At 39.8% G+C, this 16,635-nt stretch carries 17 protein-coding genes; 2 read left to right on the forward strand and 15 right to left on the reverse strand.

The features are described from left to right. Positions 1-8: 8 nt before the first annotated feature. The 14 genes from cysN to HWV01_RS19065 all read right to left on the reverse strand — a co-directional run bounded on the left by cysN (position 9) and on the right by HWV01_RS19065 (position 14,126). Entirely contained in the window at positions 9-1,430 is a 1,422-nt protein-coding gene (gene cysN, locus HWV01_RS19000) for a sulfate adenylyltransferase subunit CysN (protein WP_211673021.1), read from the reverse strand. A 15-nt stretch (positions 1,431-1,445) separates the two neighbouring features. After that, complete coding sequence (gene cysD, locus HWV01_RS19005; RefSeq protein ID WP_211673022.1) at positions 1,446-2,354, reverse strand: sulfate adenylyltransferase subunit CysD; 909 nt, start codon at positions 2,352-2,354, stop codon at positions 1,446-1,448. A gap of 175 nt (positions 2,355-2,529) precedes the next feature. Further along, entirely contained in the window at positions 2,530-3,582 is a 1,053-nt protein-coding gene (gene dinB / locus HWV01_RS19010; protein WP_211673023.1) for a DNA polymerase IV, read from the reverse strand. Positions 3,583-3,788: 206 nt separating this feature from the next. Further along, the gene (locus HWV01_RS19015; protein WP_211673024.1) at positions 3,789-4,889 is read right to left on the reverse strand and encodes a hypothetical protein; all 1,101 of its coding nucleotides are present in this window, start codon (positions 4,887-4,889) and stop codon (positions 3,789-3,791) included. A 432-nt stretch (positions 4,890-5,321) separates the two neighbouring features. Further along, positions 5,322-5,969, reverse strand: coding sequence for an outer membrane protein OmpW (gene ompW, locus HWV01_RS19020; protein ID WP_211673025.1), 648 nt, complete (start codon positions 5,967-5,969; stop codon positions 5,322-5,324). A 342-nt stretch (positions 5,970-6,311) separates the two neighbouring features. Next, positions 6,312-6,536 (reverse strand): (Na+)-NQR maturation NqrM, encoded by a 225-nt coding sequence (gene nqrM, locus HWV01_RS19025; protein WP_211673026.1) that lies wholly within the window; start codon positions 6,534-6,536, stop codon positions 6,312-6,314. An 8-nt stretch (positions 6,537-6,544) separates the two neighbouring features. Beyond that, positions 6,545-7,534, reverse strand: a complete 990-nt coding sequence (locus HWV01_RS19030) for an FAD:protein FMN transferase (RefSeq protein ID WP_249185380.1) — start codon at positions 7,532-7,534, stop codon at positions 6,545-6,547. 45 nt (positions 7,535-7,579) lie between these two features. After that, a complete protein-coding gene (gene nqrF, locus HWV01_RS19035) occupies positions 7,580-8,800 on the reverse strand; it encodes an NADH:ubiquinone reductase (Na(+)-transporting) subunit F (RefSeq protein ID WP_211673027.1) in 1,221 nt (406 codons plus the stop codon). A gap of 48 nt (positions 8,801-8,848) precedes the next feature. Further along, the gene (nqrE, locus tag HWV01_RS19040) at positions 8,849-9,457 is read right to left on the reverse strand and encodes an NADH:ubiquinone reductase (Na(+)-transporting) subunit E (protein ID WP_045109053.1); all 609 of its coding nucleotides are present in this window, start codon (positions 9,455-9,457) and stop codon (positions 8,849-8,851) included. Positions 9,458-9,460: 3 nt separating this feature from the next. Beyond that, on the reverse strand, positions 9,461-10,090 hold the full coding sequence (locus HWV01_RS19045; protein ID WP_211673028.1) for an NADH:ubiquinone reductase (Na(+)-transporting) subunit D: 630 nt from the start codon (positions 10,088-10,090) through the stop codon (positions 9,461-9,463). Beyond that, positions 10,083-10,856 carry a Na(+)-translocating NADH-quinone reductase subunit C gene (locus tag HWV01_RS19050; RefSeq protein WP_211673029.1) on the reverse strand — a complete coding sequence of 258 codons (774 nt, stop codon included), beginning with the start codon at positions 10,854-10,856 and terminating at the stop codon, positions 10,083-10,085. Before HWV01_RS19050 ends, HWV01_RS19045 begins: the two co-directional genes overlap by 8 nt. Continuing rightward, complete coding sequence (locus HWV01_RS19055) at positions 10,849-12,057, reverse strand: NADH:ubiquinone reductase (Na(+)-transporting) subunit B (RefSeq protein WP_211673030.1); 1,209 nt, start codon at positions 12,055-12,057, stop codon at positions 10,849-10,851. The genes HWV01_RS19050 and HWV01_RS19055 overlap by 8 nt, the downstream gene beginning before the upstream one ends. 2 nt (positions 12,058-12,059) lie before the next feature. Further along, positions 12,060-13,400: a Na(+)-translocating NADH-quinone reductase subunit A gene (locus tag HWV01_RS19060; protein WP_211673031.1), complete on the reverse strand. Its 1,341-nt coding sequence runs from the start codon at positions 13,398-13,400 to the stop codon at positions 12,060-12,062. A gap of 414 nt (positions 13,401-13,814) precedes the next feature. Beyond that, the gene (locus tag HWV01_RS19065; RefSeq protein WP_211673032.1) at positions 13,815-14,126 is read right to left on the reverse strand and encodes a BolA family transcriptional regulator; all 312 of its coding nucleotides are present in this window, start codon (positions 14,124-14,126) and stop codon (positions 13,815-13,817) included. Positions 14,127-14,200: 74 nt separating this feature from the next. Here HWV01_RS19065 and HWV01_RS19070 point away from each other — a divergent pair, with 74 nt between their 5' ends. Both HWV01_RS19070 and HWV01_RS19075 read left to right on the forward strand, forming a co-directional pair. After that, on the forward strand, positions 14,201-15,328 hold the full coding sequence (locus HWV01_RS19070; protein WP_211673033.1) for a methyltransferase: 1,128 nt from the start codon (positions 14,201-14,203) through the stop codon (positions 15,326-15,328). 1 nt (position 15,329) lies between these two features. Further along, positions 15,330-15,890, forward strand: coding sequence for a YajG family lipoprotein (locus HWV01_RS19075; protein WP_211673034.1), 561 nt, complete (start codon positions 15,330-15,332; stop codon positions 15,888-15,890). A 134-nt stretch (positions 15,891-16,024) separates the two neighbouring features. Here HWV01_RS19075 and HWV01_RS19080 read toward each other — a convergent pair whose 3' ends face one another. Then, the gene (locus HWV01_RS19080) at positions 16,025-16,603 is read right to left on the reverse strand and encodes a peptidylprolyl isomerase (protein WP_370629415.1); all 579 of its coding nucleotides are present in this window, start codon (positions 16,601-16,603) and stop codon (positions 16,025-16,027) included. Positions 16,604-16,635: the final 32 nt, after the last annotated feature.

A 16,635-nucleotide genomic window follows, 5' to 3' on the forward strand; every position in this document is an offset into this window, starting at 1 on the left:
ACAACATCCTACAGCTTGCTAATATCGATAGCTTGCCATTTCGGGAAGTGCTTACGCACTAATGCATTCAACTCAACTTCAAAGTCACTAAACTCATCGGAGTTAGTACTCACTGCCACATCAAGTACTTGCTCAATCATACCGGCACCAACAGTCACATTAGTCAAACGGTCAATAACAATAAAGCTGCCAGTATCGGCTACATCTTTATAATTATCGGCCGGTACCGATTCCGTCAACGTTAATTCACATAAACCGATTTCATTCAGTGCTAATGTGCTCGCCGCAGATTCTACCATGCTATTCACATCAACCTTATTACGGATCAAATTGAACTGACCAGTAGTTTTTTTACTTGCCAGTTTAATATCATATTGACGACCGATTTGTAATTCTTGGTCTGACATCCACACAATATTTGCCAATAACGAATCTGATAATTTAGGTTGGTCAGTAACAGCAACAAGAATATCACCACGACTCACATCGATTTCGTCAGTAAGCGTTAATGTAATCGCTTGATCTTGATGCGCAGAGGCTAGCTCACCATCAAAAGTAACGATCGACTTAACCGTACTTGATTTACCTGATGGCAACGCAACCACTTCATCACCGACACTAATTTGACCTGCAGCGATAGTACCAGCGAAACCGCGGAAATCGAGATTAGGACGATTCACATATTGCACAGGTAAACGGAATGGTTTATCAAGAGCCTCATCGGATGTATCAACAGCCTCTAAACACTCCAATAATGTACGACCTTTAAACCAAGGTGTTTGCGTCGATCGCTCTACAACGTTATCACCGAGTAATGCTGATAATGGCGTGAATTCAATGGTAATGTCATTAAGCTTTTCGGTAAAACCTAAGTATTCTTCTTTAATTTCTTCAAAACGCTGTTCAGAGAAATCAACGAGATCCATTTTATTTACAGCCACAACAAAATGTTTAATACCCAGTAATGACGCAATATACGAATGACGTTTAGTTTGCGTTAATACTCCTTTACGTGCATCGATTAAGATAACCGCAAGATCACACGTTGAAGCACCTGTAGCCATATTACGGGTATATTCTTCATGTCCCGGTGTATCAGCAATAATAAATTTGCGTGTTGATGTAGAGAAATAGCGGTATGCCACATCAATCGTAATTCCCTGCTCACGCTCAGCAGCAAGTCCATCAACTAATAATGCTAAATCAACCGCTTCACCTGTTGTACCTGACTTTTGGCTATCAACATGCAATGCAGCAAGTTGATCTTCATAGATCTGATGTGAGTCATGCAATAAGCGACCAATAAGGCTACTTTTACCATCATCAACGCTACCACAGGTTAAAAAACGCAATAGGCTTTTATGCTGCTGTTGATGTAAGTAGGTTTCAATGTCTGTTTGTGCTAATTCATTTGCTATTTGAGTGTTCATCTACCCTGCTCCTACCTAGAAATAACCTTGACGTTTCTTCTGCTCCATTGAAGCTGAAGAATCATGGTCAATCATACGTCCTTGTCGTTCACTGCTTGTCGCCAGTAACATTTCTTCAATAATTTCAGGCAATGTTAATGCTTCAGATTCCACAGCACCTGTTAATGGGTAACAACCAAGAGTTCTAAAACGAACCATTTTTTCTTCGATCTGCTCACCTTCTCGTAACTTCATACGATCATCATCAACCATGATCAACGCACCATCACGTTCAACAACAGGACGTTTTGCAGCAAGATAAAGTGGTACAATTTCAATTTGTTCTTGGTAGATATATTGCCAAATATCCAGTTCGGTCCAGTTCGATAATGGGAAAACACGAATGCTTTCACCTTTGTTTACCTGACCGTTGTAAGTGCGCCACAATTCCGGGCGTTGGTTTTTCGGGTCCCAACGATGGTTCTTATCACGGAATGAATAAACACGTTCTTTAGCACGTGATTTTTCTTCATCACGTCGTGCGCCGCCAAATGCCGCATCAAAACCGTATTTGTCCAGCGCCTGTTTAAGACCTTGGGTTTTCATTATATCGGTGTGCTTTGAGCTGCCGTGATCAAAGGGACTACAGCCCATTGCAATCCCTTCAGGATTTTTGTGTACTAACAGATCAAAACCGTATTTCGCAACCGTCTTGTCACGAAACTCAATCATTTCGCGAAACTTCCAGTTAGTATCAACATGCAATAATGGAAATGGGATTTTACCTGGGTAAAAAGCCTTACGAGCTAGGTGTAGCATCACAGACGAGTCTTTACCGATTGAATACATCATTACCGGATTATCAAACTCTGCCGCAACTTCCCTGATTATGTGGATACTTTCAGCTTCCAGCTGTTTAAGGTGGGTCAACCTCTGTTGATTCATCTTCTACTCCATCAGACCAAATTGGATAATTTCATATCGTTTGGATCAATATAGCCCTTTTACTTATAACCGCCAAAGAACATAAACTGATTTTTAATAACTTTTAGGAATATAGAAAGGTGACAGATAAATTATAGAAAGATAAATAAAATTATTACATGAAGTGAAAGCACAGCTAAAACAGTAGGTTATATTGTTCACTGTCGTTGTCGCCGGCAAGGCCGACATATAAACCAATTAAACGAATTCCACGCTGTTCTTGCTTTGTTAATGCTTGGGCAAACAAATCAGTAAAGAGATACTCATCGAGGTTGGTAATACTTTGCTCTGTACTGGTTAGCGTAAAATCATTAAACTTAAGCTTAACGCCTTGCTTAGTGATCCGCATTTCAGGAGAGGCTTTTTCTAGGCGCTGCAACAAGGTTTGATATAGCTGAGGAAATAACACCATGCACTGTTCTAGCGTGACAATATCTTCAGGTAGAGTAATCTCAACCCCCACCGACTTACGATGACGTTCATTACAAACAGGCCGATTATCAATGCCCTGACAGCGTTCCAATAAACTATGGCCTAGCTTTCCAAAACTCTCAATTATGTCTTCGGGTGGGAATTTAAGCACATCAGCGCAAGTATATAAACCAACACGATTAAGCTTTTGCCAAGTGACCTTTCCCACACCAGGGATCTTATTCAGTGGTAAATCTGCGACAAAGGATTTTACTTGTGAAGGCGTAATAACAAAGAGACCATTAGGCTTGTTAATATCGGATGCTACTTTAGCCAAAAACTTAACAGGTGCAACACCTGCAGACGCAGTAAGTGCTAACTCTGACTCAATGCTTTTACGAATATCTTCGGCAATTAACGTGGCACTACCAGAAAATAATTCACAATCCGTGACATCTAAATAAGCTTCATCTAATGATAGCGGTTCTATCAGATCGGTATAGCGAGAAAATATTTCATGGAGCTGGGCTGAGACTTCTTTATATACCTGCATACGTGACGGTACTAATGTTAGATCAGGGCAGAGCTGCATTGCTTTATAAGAGGACATGGCAGAGCGCACCCCATATTGGCGCGCAATATAGTTGCATGTTGCTATCACGCCACGACGATCACTCATGCCACCAATCGCAATAGGAATATCTTTGTAAGCTGGATTATCACGTATTTCTACATTGGCGAAATACGCGTCCATATCGATATGAATTATTTTTCTCATAAGCTTAACGAGTCATAACCAACTAAGTAGCACAGCACAAATAAGGACTGTATAAAAGACCAGTTAATTATAAATAAAATTAATGCAGAGAACAAATAATTAAATAATAAATTGAAGTGAATTAGGGTATATATTGAGCTGATACTTTATAGTTGATATTATCCTTAATTTGCACATCCATGTACAAATTAAGGTTTTTTATAAAGTTAAATCAAATTTAATTTATCTACAATTGTCAGCCAGCCACCTGGTTCACGCATCAACTTATCCGCTCGACGATGCTCTCCGCCCAGTTTTAACTTGTGACCAGAGAAGTTAATTAATACTCTTTCCTTTTCTATTCTTCCAACTTGGGAAAATAACTCACGTACCATATCCAGAGCTGGAGTCTCAGGCTCATATACTTTCGATGAACTAGCGTTCATTTCATAAAACGCGCGATGATGTAATTTTTGAGCCGTCTCTTCAATATCAAAAGCCATTTTTGATAATCGACTAGCCATTGTCTGCCCATGTATAAAACTAACTGCGGCAGTGGCACCTCCTGCGACACTACCAGGGATAAGATCAGCTACCAGCGCGGCCGACTGCGATTCGAGTTTAAGTTTTTTAGCATCAATAATGACCTTGCAAAGATCACATACTTCACTCAAATGTTGGCCTTTACCTTTATACTGACTAAGTAATTTATTAAGTCTCACAAGATGTGCGATAGTCTTAGCATCAGAACGTCCATGACGAGTTGCACCTAGCACATTCACATGAGTAACAGCACTAAGCATACCACCACTAAACGAAACCGAATCACCGCATATTTTCTTCACCATCCGCTTCTTAAAATATGCGGTAGTCTTAGTATTCGAATATAAAATTGCATCAGCCGGAGAAAGTCGTGGGTTAGCTGTAAGTTGTGTGCCATTTCTGAAGTTTGTTTTCCATTCATAAATATTAGTAAGAGTGTCATGAACTAACATTAGCGGGCCTAAAATAGTAGAAGCTGAAGCTTCCAAAGCTCCTCCACCTGTATACGCACTCTCTCCATCCCGAATATGTTTAGCAAGATCATTAAAACCATCTGCTGAATCCCCTATCCAACCAGCTATATCACCACGCCGGTCGATAGCTAAGGGCCCTAATGACTTTACACGATCTAAAGCCTTTTGAGCCTTTGTGCTCGGAGGTGGATTCTGATTAGCACTTAATGCTGCAGCATTACTCGTAGCGCTTGTCGCAGTGGCTCCGACGCTCGCAATCCCTGCATTTGCCAGTACTGCATTTCTATTTCTTGCATTTTTTCTACCAAGCATAACTTTATTCTCTAATATGTCGAATTAATGAAAGCCTAAATATCTTCTCGGAATTTATTGACGTTTCACACTCGAAATTGCTTTTATTATTTGTCTTAATCAAACAGAAAATCGTCTGCCGTATTAATTTTACATCTCATCCATCACCGAAAACGCCAGTAATCGCATAGCCCGAGGTAGCAAATTTAGCGATAAGAGTACTAATAGCATACGTTGTCTATTACGGCTGCTGTGTAAGGGATTGTAATCTACGGCTTAAATGACACAGCCGAAACATGCATAATCAAAAACAGAACTGTATAAAAACGGATTAAGACAGGAGGAAATAATTGAACAAGGAAGGTGTAACGATAGGACATTATATTGAGCCACAAACAAAACAAGATGCTGATGCACCTTGTTATATCTAGAGAATTAAAGCTGTAAAGCTAATTAAAATACATAACCTACGCTAACCATGTATACCAATGGATCGATGTCTGTTTTGATTTTTTTATCAACACCACCCGCTTTGAAGGTTACATCCGTATTAATATCCGCATACATGACTGAGGCATTTACTAACCACTTATCATTAATTTTATAATCAATACCAGCTTGTGCGGCTAAGCCAACCGAATTACTTAGATCCAAATCAGATAGACCAGCACCAGTCCCCGTGTCGTTAAACTCAGTATCAAAGAACACCGTAAAATTAATACCGGCACCAATATAAGGGCGGAACTTAGAGCTCGCATCACCAAAGTAATACTGTCCCAGTAGCGTTGGTGGTAATTGTTTAACTTCAGCAATAACACCGACTCCCTCTAATGCAACCTCATGGGTGAACGGGCTAGCTGCAACCAGTTCAATACCAATATTATCTGTTGCCATATAAGTGAAGTTAAGTCCTAGCTGAGTATTATCACTCACTTTAAATTCACCTAAACCAAGTACATCATCACTTGACTCATTTGGTGCTACAACGATGGCGCCCGCACGAACAATAATATCCCCTTGCTGATGAGCAAAAGCTGGGGCTGCAAGCGTTGCTGATAATAGAGATGCGGTAATTAATCCTGATAATATTTTCTTGTTCATGTAGGCTCCATCAATTCGGGTATGTTTTTCATTTCAAATACAGTTTCATTACACTTGATGTTCTTTTGCATCATTTAGTAACAAAACCTTAACTTAGGTATACTTTGCCACATTAAAAAAAATACATATTTGATCCATATCAACCACAAGGTTAATACCCATTAATGAGTACCGGAATGTGTAAATAATATTGAATTAGATAATCAGCGTCTTTAGGAAGGTATTAACAAGGAAGGTATTAACAAGAAAGTAATATCGATGGTTTAGAGATTTGAATGAAATAATTAGAAGAAAAAGCTATAAAGTACGTATTGCACTTTATAGCTAGGTGCTTGGCATAAACTAGATGATACGATTCTCGTTTAACATCTTTTGTTTAGCTTCTTCTTTTGCCATTTTAGCTTTACGCTTATCACAAGGATCTGGGCAATCACACGCCTTTTCCATGCCTAAGTTACTAATACCGCCACAGCTACCTGTGATTGATTTCTTTTGCACGATATAACCAATCGACATACCGGCAATAACTAACGCAAACATAACAAATGTCGCAGCAAAATAAGCCATATTAGCCTCTACTTTAAATAAGGTTCGAACTGTTTGGTATACACTTCATTATAACCTGAATCTGACTTTGAGATCATCAATACAGCTAAACCTTGCTGTTTGGCAAACTCAAGACCGTCTTTCTCACCCATCACCATTAGTGCAGTTGCAAGTGCATCAGCTGTCATTGATGAAGTATGGATAACAGTCACAGAAACCAGCTTATGTTTAATCGGTTTACCGCTTATTGGATCAATTGTATGCGCAAAACGCTCACCATTAAGCTCGTAATAATTACGGTAATCACCTGATGTAGCAATTGCATTGTTACCAACAGCAATTACTTCTTGCACACTTTGACCAGCACCTGTCGGTTTCTCAACCGCAACTTGCCAATCAATACCGCGTGCATTCACACCATTAATACGCAGTTCACCGCCCACTTCGACTAGGTAGTTTTCAATCCCTAATGAAGTAAAATATTCAGCAATAACATCGACGCCATAACCTTTAGCAATTGAAGACAAATCAACGTATAAACCGTCAATATCTTTACTTAAAGTTGTTTCTGTCGCAGCTAAATGCTGAATACCAATACGTTGCTTAACAATATCTAACTGTTGCTGTGACGGTATTTGTTCCGGTTTATTATCTGGGCCAAATCCCCACAGATTAACCAAAGGACCAACGGTTACATCTAATGCACCATTCGTCAATTTATTTAAACGAAGAGCTTCTAGCACTACTTTTGCTGTATCACGTGATACTTCAAAACCAGTAACTGCAACGCTTTGATTAAAGCGCGATAACTCTGAATTAGGGCGATAAGTCGACATCTGATCGTTAACTAATTCTAAACGTTTATCAATCTCGACTTGGATATTTTTCTTATCTTGTTCAGACAGTGGGAAACCCACTACTTTCATGTGATAAGTTGTACCCATAGTAGGACCAGAGAAAAGCACTTCTTCTGTACTTTTTTGCTCACTACAACCAAGAATGAAAATGGCTAGCCCCATCAGAGCTAGCCATCGATACATCGATTTGAATTGAATCAAAAACTATTAACCAAAGTCATCGAGTAAGATGTTTTCATCTTCAACACCAAGATCTTTTAGCATACCGATAACAGCAGCATTCATCATTGGTGGACCACACATGTAGTACTCACAATCTTCTGGCGCTTCGTGATTCGCAAGGTAATTCTCAAGGATCACGTTATGGATGAAGCCAGTGTAACCTTCCCAGTTATCTTCTGGTTGTGGATCACTTAATGCAACATGCCATTCAAAGTTTTCGTTTTCTTTAGCAAGCATATCGAAATCTTCTACATAGAACATTTCACGCTTAGAACGAGCACCATACCAGAATGAAACTTTACGGTCTGTATTCAGACGGTTAAGTTGATCGAAGATGTGTGAACGCATAGGCGCCATACCAGCACCACCACCAACAAATACCATTTCATTGTCAGTTTCTTTTGCGAAGAACTCACCAAATGGACCTGAGATAGTTACTTTATCGCCAGCTTTTAAGCTAAAGATGTACGAAGACATCTTACCCGCTGGTAAAGAAAGATTACGCGGCGGAGGCGTAGCAATACGCACGTTAAGCATAATAATACCTGCTTCTTCTGGCGCGTTAGCCATAGAGTAAGCACGAATTGTCTCTTCATCAACTTTAGATTCAATATCAAAGAAACCAAAGTGTTTCCAGTCACCACGATACTCTTCAGGAATATCATAATCTGAATATTTAACATGGTGAGCAGGCGCTTCAATTTGGATATAACCACCGGCGCGGAAAGGAACCGCTTCACCGTTTGGAATAGCCATTTTAAGCTCTTTAATGAACGTTGCTTTGTTATCGTTAGAGATAACTTCACATTCCCATTTTTTAACACCAAAGATTTCTTCAGGTAGCTCGATGTCCATGTCAACTTTTACGCTAACTTGACATGCTAAACGCTCGCCTGCACGTGCTTCACCTTTAGATATGTGATCAAGTTCAGTTGGAAGAATGTCACCTCCACCTGATTTAATTGTCACACGACATTGGCCACATGTACCACCGCCACCACAAGCTGATGATACAAAAATACCACTACCTGCAAGTGCTCCGAGTAATTTACCACCCGCTCCAGCTACCACTGATTTTTCAGCGTCACCGTTAATACTAATTGTAATATCACCTTCACTTACCAATTTAGACTTAGCAAACAGAATAACTGTTACTAGTGCTAAAACGATAATCGTGAACATGACTACGCCGAGAATGATTTCCATCGACTTATCCTTTGCTCTTGAAACATGCTGACCGAAGCCAGCTGTTTGTTATAACTGAATACCAGAAAATGACATGAAACCTAGCGCCATAAGACCTGCTGTAATAAAGGTAATCCCTAAACCACGTAGTCCATCTGGCACATCTGAATATTTCATTTTCTCACGAATACCGGCCATCGCAACGATAGCTAACATCCAACCTAGACCACTACCAAAACCATATACTACTGATTCAGTGAAGTTGTAGTCACGTTGTACCATGAAAGATACACCACCGAAAATTGCACAGTTTACTGTGATCAACGGTAGGAAAATACCCAGTGCGTTATATAGAGCTGGTAAGAACTTGTCTAACACCATCTCTAAGATTTGTACTAGTGCAGCAATTACACCAATGAACGTGATGAAACCCAAGAAGCTTAAATCAGCTTCAGGGAAACCAGCCCATGCAAGAGCACCTGGTGCAAGTACGCCGCTATAGATAACTTGGTTAACAGGGATTGAAATGGTAAGTACAGCTGTTACAGCTACACCAAGACCGATCGCTGTTGTCACTTTCTTAGATACCGCAAGGAATGTACACATGCCTAAGAAGAATGATAATGCTAAGTTTTCAATGAAAATAGCACGAACGAATAAACTAATATAATGTTCCATTGTTTACCCCTTTGGCTCAACTTGCTCTGGTTTCCACGTACGTAGACCCCAAATCAATAAACCAATGATGAAGAATGCACTTGGCGGAAGTAGTAATAGGCCATTTGATTGGTACCAACCACCGTTTTGGATTAGTGGTAAGATTTCAATACCAAACCAAGTACCAGAACCAAAGATTTCACGTACTGTCGCAACAGCAAGTAAGATAGCACCGTAACCTAAACCGTTACCGATACCATCTAAGAAACTTGGAATTGGCTTGCTCTTCATTGCGTATGCTTCAGCACGACCCATTACGATACAGTTTGTAATGATAAGACCAACGAATACAGAAAGCTCTTTTGATAACTGGAATGCTACCGCTTTAAGCGTTTGGTCAACAACGATTACCAATGATGCAATGATTGCCATTTGCGCAATAATACGAACACTATTAGGAATAACGTTACGTACTAATGAGATAAAGAAACTTGAAAAGGCTGTTACTAACATTACCGCGATTGTCATTACAAACGCTGTTTCCATCTTAGTTGTTACAGCCAGAGCAGAACAAACACCTAGGATTTGTAATGCAATTGGGTTGTTAGTAACAATAGGGGAAGTAACTACTTCTCTTAAGTCAGACTTAGCCATTGTTTAAGCCTCCGTTTTGCAATTTCTTCAAGAAAGGACCAAAACCGTTTTCACCAATCCAGAACTGGAATGTATTTTCAACACCTTGGCTAGTTAGCGTCGCGCCAGATAGACCATCAATACCTGAAGGAGTCTTATCTTGACCGCCACCTTTCACGACACGGATTGCAACATCACCATTCGCATTGAATAGTTGTTTGCCTTCCCATTTAGCTGTCCACAGTGGGTTTAACACTTCACCACCTAGACCCGGAGTTTCACCTTGGTCATAGTACTGAATGCGTTTCACTGTTTTGCCATCTTTGTCGATTGCAACGAATGCATACATAGTTGACCATAGACCACGACCGTATACAGGCAGAACGTAAGATTCAACGTTACCTTGCGCATCTTTTACAAGATAAACATCAGCAACATTTGAACGTCGTTTGATACCAGCAACATCTTTACCTTTTAGGTCAGTACTTTTCGCTAGGTCTTTTACGTTTTTAAGTTGATCAAATGTCGCTGCATTTTCTTCAACATACTCACCCGTACTTAAATCAACAAATTTAGCTTCAACAAATTCAGCGTAAATTTCGCCAACATTCGCATTTGCTTTTAACTTTCCAGCAACAGAAAGTAGGTTAGTTTGCTTGTCTAATGCTTTGTTAGCATTTTGAGCATCACGTAAGCCTACAGCTGCACCAGATACGATGATTGAACATACTAAACACAGCGCCGCAACGATTGTGATAGTTTTCATTGGAGTTTCTTTACTAGCCATTGCGTGCAAGTCTCCGTTTAATGTTAGCTTGAACAACAAAGTGATCAAATAGAGGTGCGAATAAGTTAGCAAATAAGATTGCTAGCATCATACCCTCTGGGAATGCAGGGTTAACTACACGAATCAGTACAACCATTAGACCGATAAGGATACCGTAAGCCCATTTACCGTTATCAGTAAATGATGCAGATACAGGATCAGTCGCCATGAACATCATACCGAATGCGAAACCACCCAGTACTAAATGCCAGTAGAATGGTACTTCGAACATAGGATTAGTGTCAGAACCAATCATGTTGAATAGTAAGCTTGTCGCTACCATACCAACCATTACACCAGCAACAATTCTCCACGATGCGATACGAGCAAACAATAAAACACCGCCGCCTAATAGGATTAGTAATGTAGATACTTCACCCGTAGAACCTTGCATGTTACCAATGAATGCATCCGCCCAAGTCAGTGAACTTGTTAAACCTTCAAGACCGCCAGCAGCTGCAGAGCTTAGCGCTGTAGCACCAGAGAAACCATCAACAGCAGTCCAAACAGCATCACCTGAAATGTCAGATGGGTATGCGAAGAATAAGAACGCACGACCTGCTAATGCAGGGTTTAAGAAGTTCTTACCTGTACCACCGAATACTTCTTTCGCGATGACAACACCGAAAGTAATACCGATAGCCGCTTGCCATAATGGAATATTAGCAGGCAGGATAAGTGCAAATAGGATAGATGTTACGAAGAAACCTTCATTTACTTCATGCTTACGCACTGCTGCAAATAAAACTTCCCAGAAACCGCCCACTATAAACACTGTCGCGTAAATAGGGAGGAAATAAACTGCACCGTACACCATGTTTGCAAAGATGCCAGCACCCTCACCCATAGTAACGCCAAGCGCACTCAGTAGCGCAACATGCCAATCGTCAAATGCAATACCAGCACCTGTTGCGATAGCCGTATTTGCTTGAGCACCAATGTTGTACATACCCCAGAAAATCATTGGGAAAGTACACATCCACACCATAATCATGATACGTTTTAAATCGATGTTATCACGTACGTGTGTTTTACCTTTTGTCACAAAGCCAGGTGTAAATAGGCCTGTTGCAATTGCTTCATACAGGGCAAACCACTTCTCGTGTTTACCACCTGGTTCGAAGTGATGTTCAATCCCTTCGATATAATTCTTAAGACCCATGCTTAACCTTCCTTCTCAATTGTCGTTAGACAATCACGTAGAATTGGACCAAAGTCGTACTTACCAGGGCAAGAGAAAGTACATAACGCTAAATCTTCTTCGTCTAATTCAAGACAACCTAACGTAACCGCTTCATCTGTATCACCCGTTACTAATGAACGCAGTAACATAGTTGGTAAGATATCTAATGGCATAACGCGCTCATAGTTACCAATAGGCATCATTGCACGATCACTACCACCAGTGGTTGTAGTAAAGTTGAATTGACGTGCGCGGTTGAATGCAGAAGTAAATACGTTAGCGACAGAGAATTTGTCGCTACCAGGTTTCATGTACCCGATAAACTCTTTCTCACGGCCTTCAGCTAGTACACTGATTTGGCTGTGGTAACGGCCAAGATAAGCATGTACACCTTCAGACTTAACACCAGATAATACAGAACCTGAAATAATGCGATTTTCACCAGCATTAAGTTCACTTGCAGTTAATTCTGTAATTGATGCGCCTAGACGAGTGCTAATTAAACGTGGATTTTTCACAGCAGGGCCTGCGAGTGAAATAACACGGTCAGTATGTAGTTCACCAGTAGTGAATAACTTACCAAAAGCGATAACATCCTGATAGCCAATAGACCAAACAGTACGGTTCGTACCAGCTGATTCTAATAAGTGGATATGTGTACCAGCAAGACCAGCAGGATGAGGGCCAGCAAATGCTTGCTCTTCAACATTTGATGCTGTTGATTTAGGTAATGTACCTTCCGCTTTACAAACGTAAACTTTACCGCTTGTTAAAAGTGAAATAACATTTAAACCATCAACAAATGCATCGCTGTTTTGATTGATAATTAATGCAGCATCTGCAGCTAATGGGTTAGTATCCATAGCTGTAACGAAAATTGCTGATGCATTACTATCAATTGCAGGAACACGGCTAAATGGACGAGTGCGTAATGCAGTCCATAAGCCTGAGTCTACAAGATTGTTAACCACTACATCGCGGTCAAGATTAGCAATTTCAGCTGATTTGAACTGAGCGAATTTCTCACTCTCGTTACCGTCAACGTCAATCACTACCGATTGTAAGACCCGCTTAGCGCCACGGTTAACTTCAGCAATTGTTCCTGCAGCGAAGGCTGTATATTTTACGCCCGGTGTCTTTTTGTCTTCAAAAAGAACCTGACCTTTCTTAACACGATCACCAACTTTAATACTCATTGTTGGGCGCATTCCAATATACTCTTCACCTAGAACAGCAACTCGTTTGATGGCAGGGCCATCATGAATCACTTGCTCAGGTTTACCTGCGATAGGTAGATCCAGTCCTTTTTTTATCGTAATCATACTCACATGCACTACTTTTTTTAGGAAGATAAAGAACACTTTTATCAACAAAAAACGGCACGCCTAAAACAACCCACAAGTAGGTACTCACAAGGCGGTACGTCTTAGTTAACAAAAAATTTTGGCTTATTCTAGCACTAATTTAATATGATTGCTCGCACTTCATCATGTAACGAGTACTTATAAAGCAAACTTATTAAAGCGTAACTAAACCATAAATAAAAGATTAAAAACAAAAGCTTAAACCATATAAAAATACATAAACCACTTAATAAAGTAAAAAAAAATATTTTATTAAGCTCATTTTAATCATATTTAATGATAGATCGATTAATTGAAAAAACAGCTTCGAGAATTAACATGGACTCACAGTATGTAACATATAATTAATCATTTATTTAAATTTACGGATAATTAGCCTAAACAGTCTGGAGACTCGGGCATTTTTTGATCTTGATCATTTTTTTTAGCCCATTGTTCAGGGGTATAGGCATGAATTGATAATGCGTGAATCCCCGCTTCAAATTGAGCAACCAACGCACTGTTAACCATCCGATGACGTGCAATCAACATTTTCCCTTCAAATTCCGTCGCAACGACCACCACCGAAAAATGGATTTCAGTGCCCGGTGGCACATTGTGTTTATGACTATCACAAACCACCTCTAAATGCTGAATATCAAAGTTCGCCAATAACTGCTGTTTAATATCGTTACCTAATGACATTTAAAAACCTCTTCTTTATATATTTAGTAAAATAACAGTGTAAAATGCACGATCAACCTTAACTGGATCATATTATGAACACTGAACTATCTCTTGAAAGTATCGAATTATCTTTGTACCGCTACCCTAAACGTAGCGTTGAGCAACTGCAAGCTTGGGACTCTGCTGATGAGTATATTCTTAATACTGTTGCAGATTTAACGCTTGCTGAACAATCTTCAATACTTATCTTCAATGATAGTTTTGGTGCATTAACCTGTGCGTATAATCAACACAATGTAACGACAGTAAGTGATTCGTGGATCAGCCATGCGGCAATCGCGCAAAATCTAGATGAAAATGAGTTAAGCACAGAACAAGTAAAAGTCCAAGACTGTCTTGCGGCGTTACCGAAAAATATTGATTTAGTATTAATTAAGATCCCACGTACATTATCTTTATTAGAACATCAACTGGCAATGCTTAGCCATGTTGTTACTCCTAACACAAAGATCATTGCGGGTGCAAAAGCGAAAGATATTCATAATTCTACCTTAGCGTTATTTGAAAAGTACCTCGGCGAAACTAAAACATCATTAGCGAAGAAAAAATCACGTTTGATCTTCTCGACTATCACAGAAACGAAAGCATTAGAGATCCCAGCGCCAGTAGCTTGGGATGTAGCGAAAACAAATATCTCTTTATCTAATCATGCCAATGTATTTTCACGTAACAATTTAGATATTGGCGGCAACTTCTTCATGCAGCATTTACCAAAAGGTGAATACCAGCATATTATCGATCTTGGCTGTGGTAACGGTATTATCGGTATTACTGCCGCACGCTTAAACCCACAAGCTAAAATCACTTTTGTCGATGAGTCATTCATGGCAATTGCATCAGCGAAAGAAAATGCCGCGGCTAATATCGCCAATCACGAACCGGACATTGAGTTTTTGGTGAATAACTGCCTTTACGATTACGAACCACACAGTGTAGATTTGGTGTTATGTAACCCTCCATTTCACCAAGAAAAAGCCATTACCGATCATATTGCATGGCAAATGTTCAAAGATGCTCACCGCGCATTAGCTTGGGGTGGCGCACTTTATATTGTTGGTAATCGTCATCTTGATTACCATATCAAACTTGACCGCCTATTCGACAATCATGAAGTTGTCGCATCAAATGCCAAGTTCGTTATTATTAAGGCACAAAAATAATATGCTAAAAAAACTGCTGTTAAATATCAGTCTATTACTACTAACCGCCTGTGCGAGTCCCCCTCAGCAAGTTAATATTACGGCTGAGCCAGCGCCATTAGCAACGCAATATGCAGGTACTCAGGTTTCGATAACAAGTAAAGACATCCGTGATGCGAATTACTTAATTGCGATCCATAAAGTCGGAGAACCAGCACAGTTGCTTAATAACCAAAGTTCACTGGTTAACCTTACAACGGCGAAACTACAACAGGGATGGGAGCAACAAGGCTTAGTGTTCTCACCACAAGCAGATATCGCGATTAATCTTGAACTGCAAACGGCAAGAATTGATGTTCAGCAAGATAGTTTTGAGCATCAAGCTGAATCAACGCTAATGCTGATCGTATCAATTGATAATAAAGGTCAAACACTGACGAAGCAATTTCGCAGTGCATCAACCTTAACAGGCGCATTTAGCCCATCAATGAGTGACTTAGAAACAAAGTTTTCTCAGCAATTATCGTCGATATTGAACGATGTATTTAATGATCAACAAATCAATGATTATCTAACACGTTAATTGTAATAATTATTTAACTCGCTAATTATAGTGAGCATACAATTGCAAAAGCCTCGCTCGATGACTTATCACAAGTATCGAGCGAGGCTTTATTTTTCTTACTGTAACCGATTAGAAATAATCGTTAAACTCGACTATTTCAGCATAGTGATGCTTTCAATCACAATGTTAGTTAATGGTACATCACTGTAATACTTCTTTTTACCTGTTGGTTGTTTTGCCATCTGATCAACAACATCCATCCCTTTTGTCACTCGGCCAAATACAGCATAACCCGCTTGCGACGGACTTGAACCCGAGCGATCTAAGAAATTATTGTCTTTTAGATTAATGAAAAACTGCGATGTAGCTGAGTTGGGGTTATTGGTTCGCGCCAGTGACAGTGTGCCACGCTCATTACTCAAGCCATTATTCGCTTCATTAACAACTGGTTTTTTTGTTACCTGCTTTTCAAGATTTTCATTAAAACCACCAGTTTGCGCCATAAATCCTGGGATCACGCGGTGAAAAATAATGCCGCTATAAAAATCACTTTTAACATAACTGATAAAGTTAGCCACAGACACGGGGGCTTGCGCTGGATATAGCTCAATCGTAATATCGCCAAGGTTAGTTTTGATTAAAGCTTTAGTTTCTGCCGCGATCGCGGTATTAAACATAAATGTTGAACACAAAATTAAGAGTAATTTTGCAAAAAAGTGATTTATTCGCATGATATAGGTTCCATTCAGTTATAAAAATAAGC

Source organism: Moritella sp. 5, from assembly GCF_018219455.1.
In the GTDB taxonomy this organism is placed as follows: Bacteria; Pseudomonadota; Gammaproteobacteria; order Enterobacterales; family Moritellaceae; genus Moritella.

Coding starts and splice junctions, on each gene's coding strand:
- cysN (WP_211673021.1), bottom strand. CDS start 1,430: ATGAACACTCAAATAGCAAATGAATTAGCACAAACAGACATTGAAACC.
- cysD (WP_211673022.1), bottom strand. CDS start 2,354: ATGAATCAACAGAGGTTGACCCACCTTAAACAGCTGGAAGCTGAAAGT.
- dinB (WP_211673023.1), bottom strand. CDS start 3,582: ATGAGAAAAATAATTCATATCGATATGGACGCGTATTTCGCCAATGTA.
- HWV01_RS19015 (WP_211673024.1), bottom strand. CDS start 4,889: ATGCTTGGTAGAAAAAATGCAAGAAATAGAAATGCAGTACTGGCAAAT.
- ompW (WP_211673025.1), bottom strand. CDS start 5,969: ATGAACAAGAAAATATTATCAGGATTAATTACCGCATCTCTATTATCA.
- nqrM (WP_211673026.1), bottom strand. CDS start 6,536: ATGGCTTATTTTGCTGCGACATTTGTTATGTTTGCGTTAGTTATTGCC.
- HWV01_RS19030 (WP_249185380.1), bottom strand. CDS start 7,534: ATGGGGCTAGCCATTTTCATTCTTGGTTGTAGTGAGCAAAAAAGTACA.
- nqrF (WP_211673027.1), bottom strand. CDS start 8,800: ATGGAAATCATTCTCGGCGTAGTCATGTTCACGATTATCGTTTTAGCA.
- nqrE (WP_045109053.1), bottom strand. CDS start 9,457: ATGGAACATTATATTAGTTTATTCGTTCGTGCTATTTTCATTGAAAAC.
- HWV01_RS19045 (WP_211673028.1), bottom strand. CDS start 10,090: ATGGCTAAGTCTGACTTAAGAGAAGTAGTTACTTCCCCTATTGTTACT.
- HWV01_RS19050 (WP_211673029.1), bottom strand. CDS start 10,856: ATGGCTAGTAAAGAAACTCCAATGAAAACTATCACAATCGTTGCGGCG.
- HWV01_RS19055 (WP_211673030.1), bottom strand. CDS start 12,057: ATGGGTCTTAAGAATTATATCGAAGGGATTGAACATCACTTCGAACCA.
- HWV01_RS19060 (WP_211673031.1), bottom strand. CDS start 13,400: ATGATTACGATAAAAAAAGGACTGGATCTACCTATCGCAGGTAAACCT.
- HWV01_RS19065 (WP_211673032.1), bottom strand. CDS start 14,126: ATGTCATTAGGTAACGATATTAAACAGCAGTTATTGGCGAACTTTGAT.
- HWV01_RS19070 (WP_211673033.1), top strand. CDS start 14,201: ATGAACACTGAACTATCTCTTGAAAGTATCGAATTATCTTTGTACCGC.
- HWV01_RS19075 (WP_211673034.1), top strand. CDS start 15,330: ATGCTAAAAAAACTGCTGTTAAATATCAGTCTATTACTACTAACCGCC.
- HWV01_RS19080 (WP_370629415.1), bottom strand. CDS start 16,603: ATGCGAATAAATCACTTTTTTGCAAAATTACTCTTAATTTTGTGTTCA.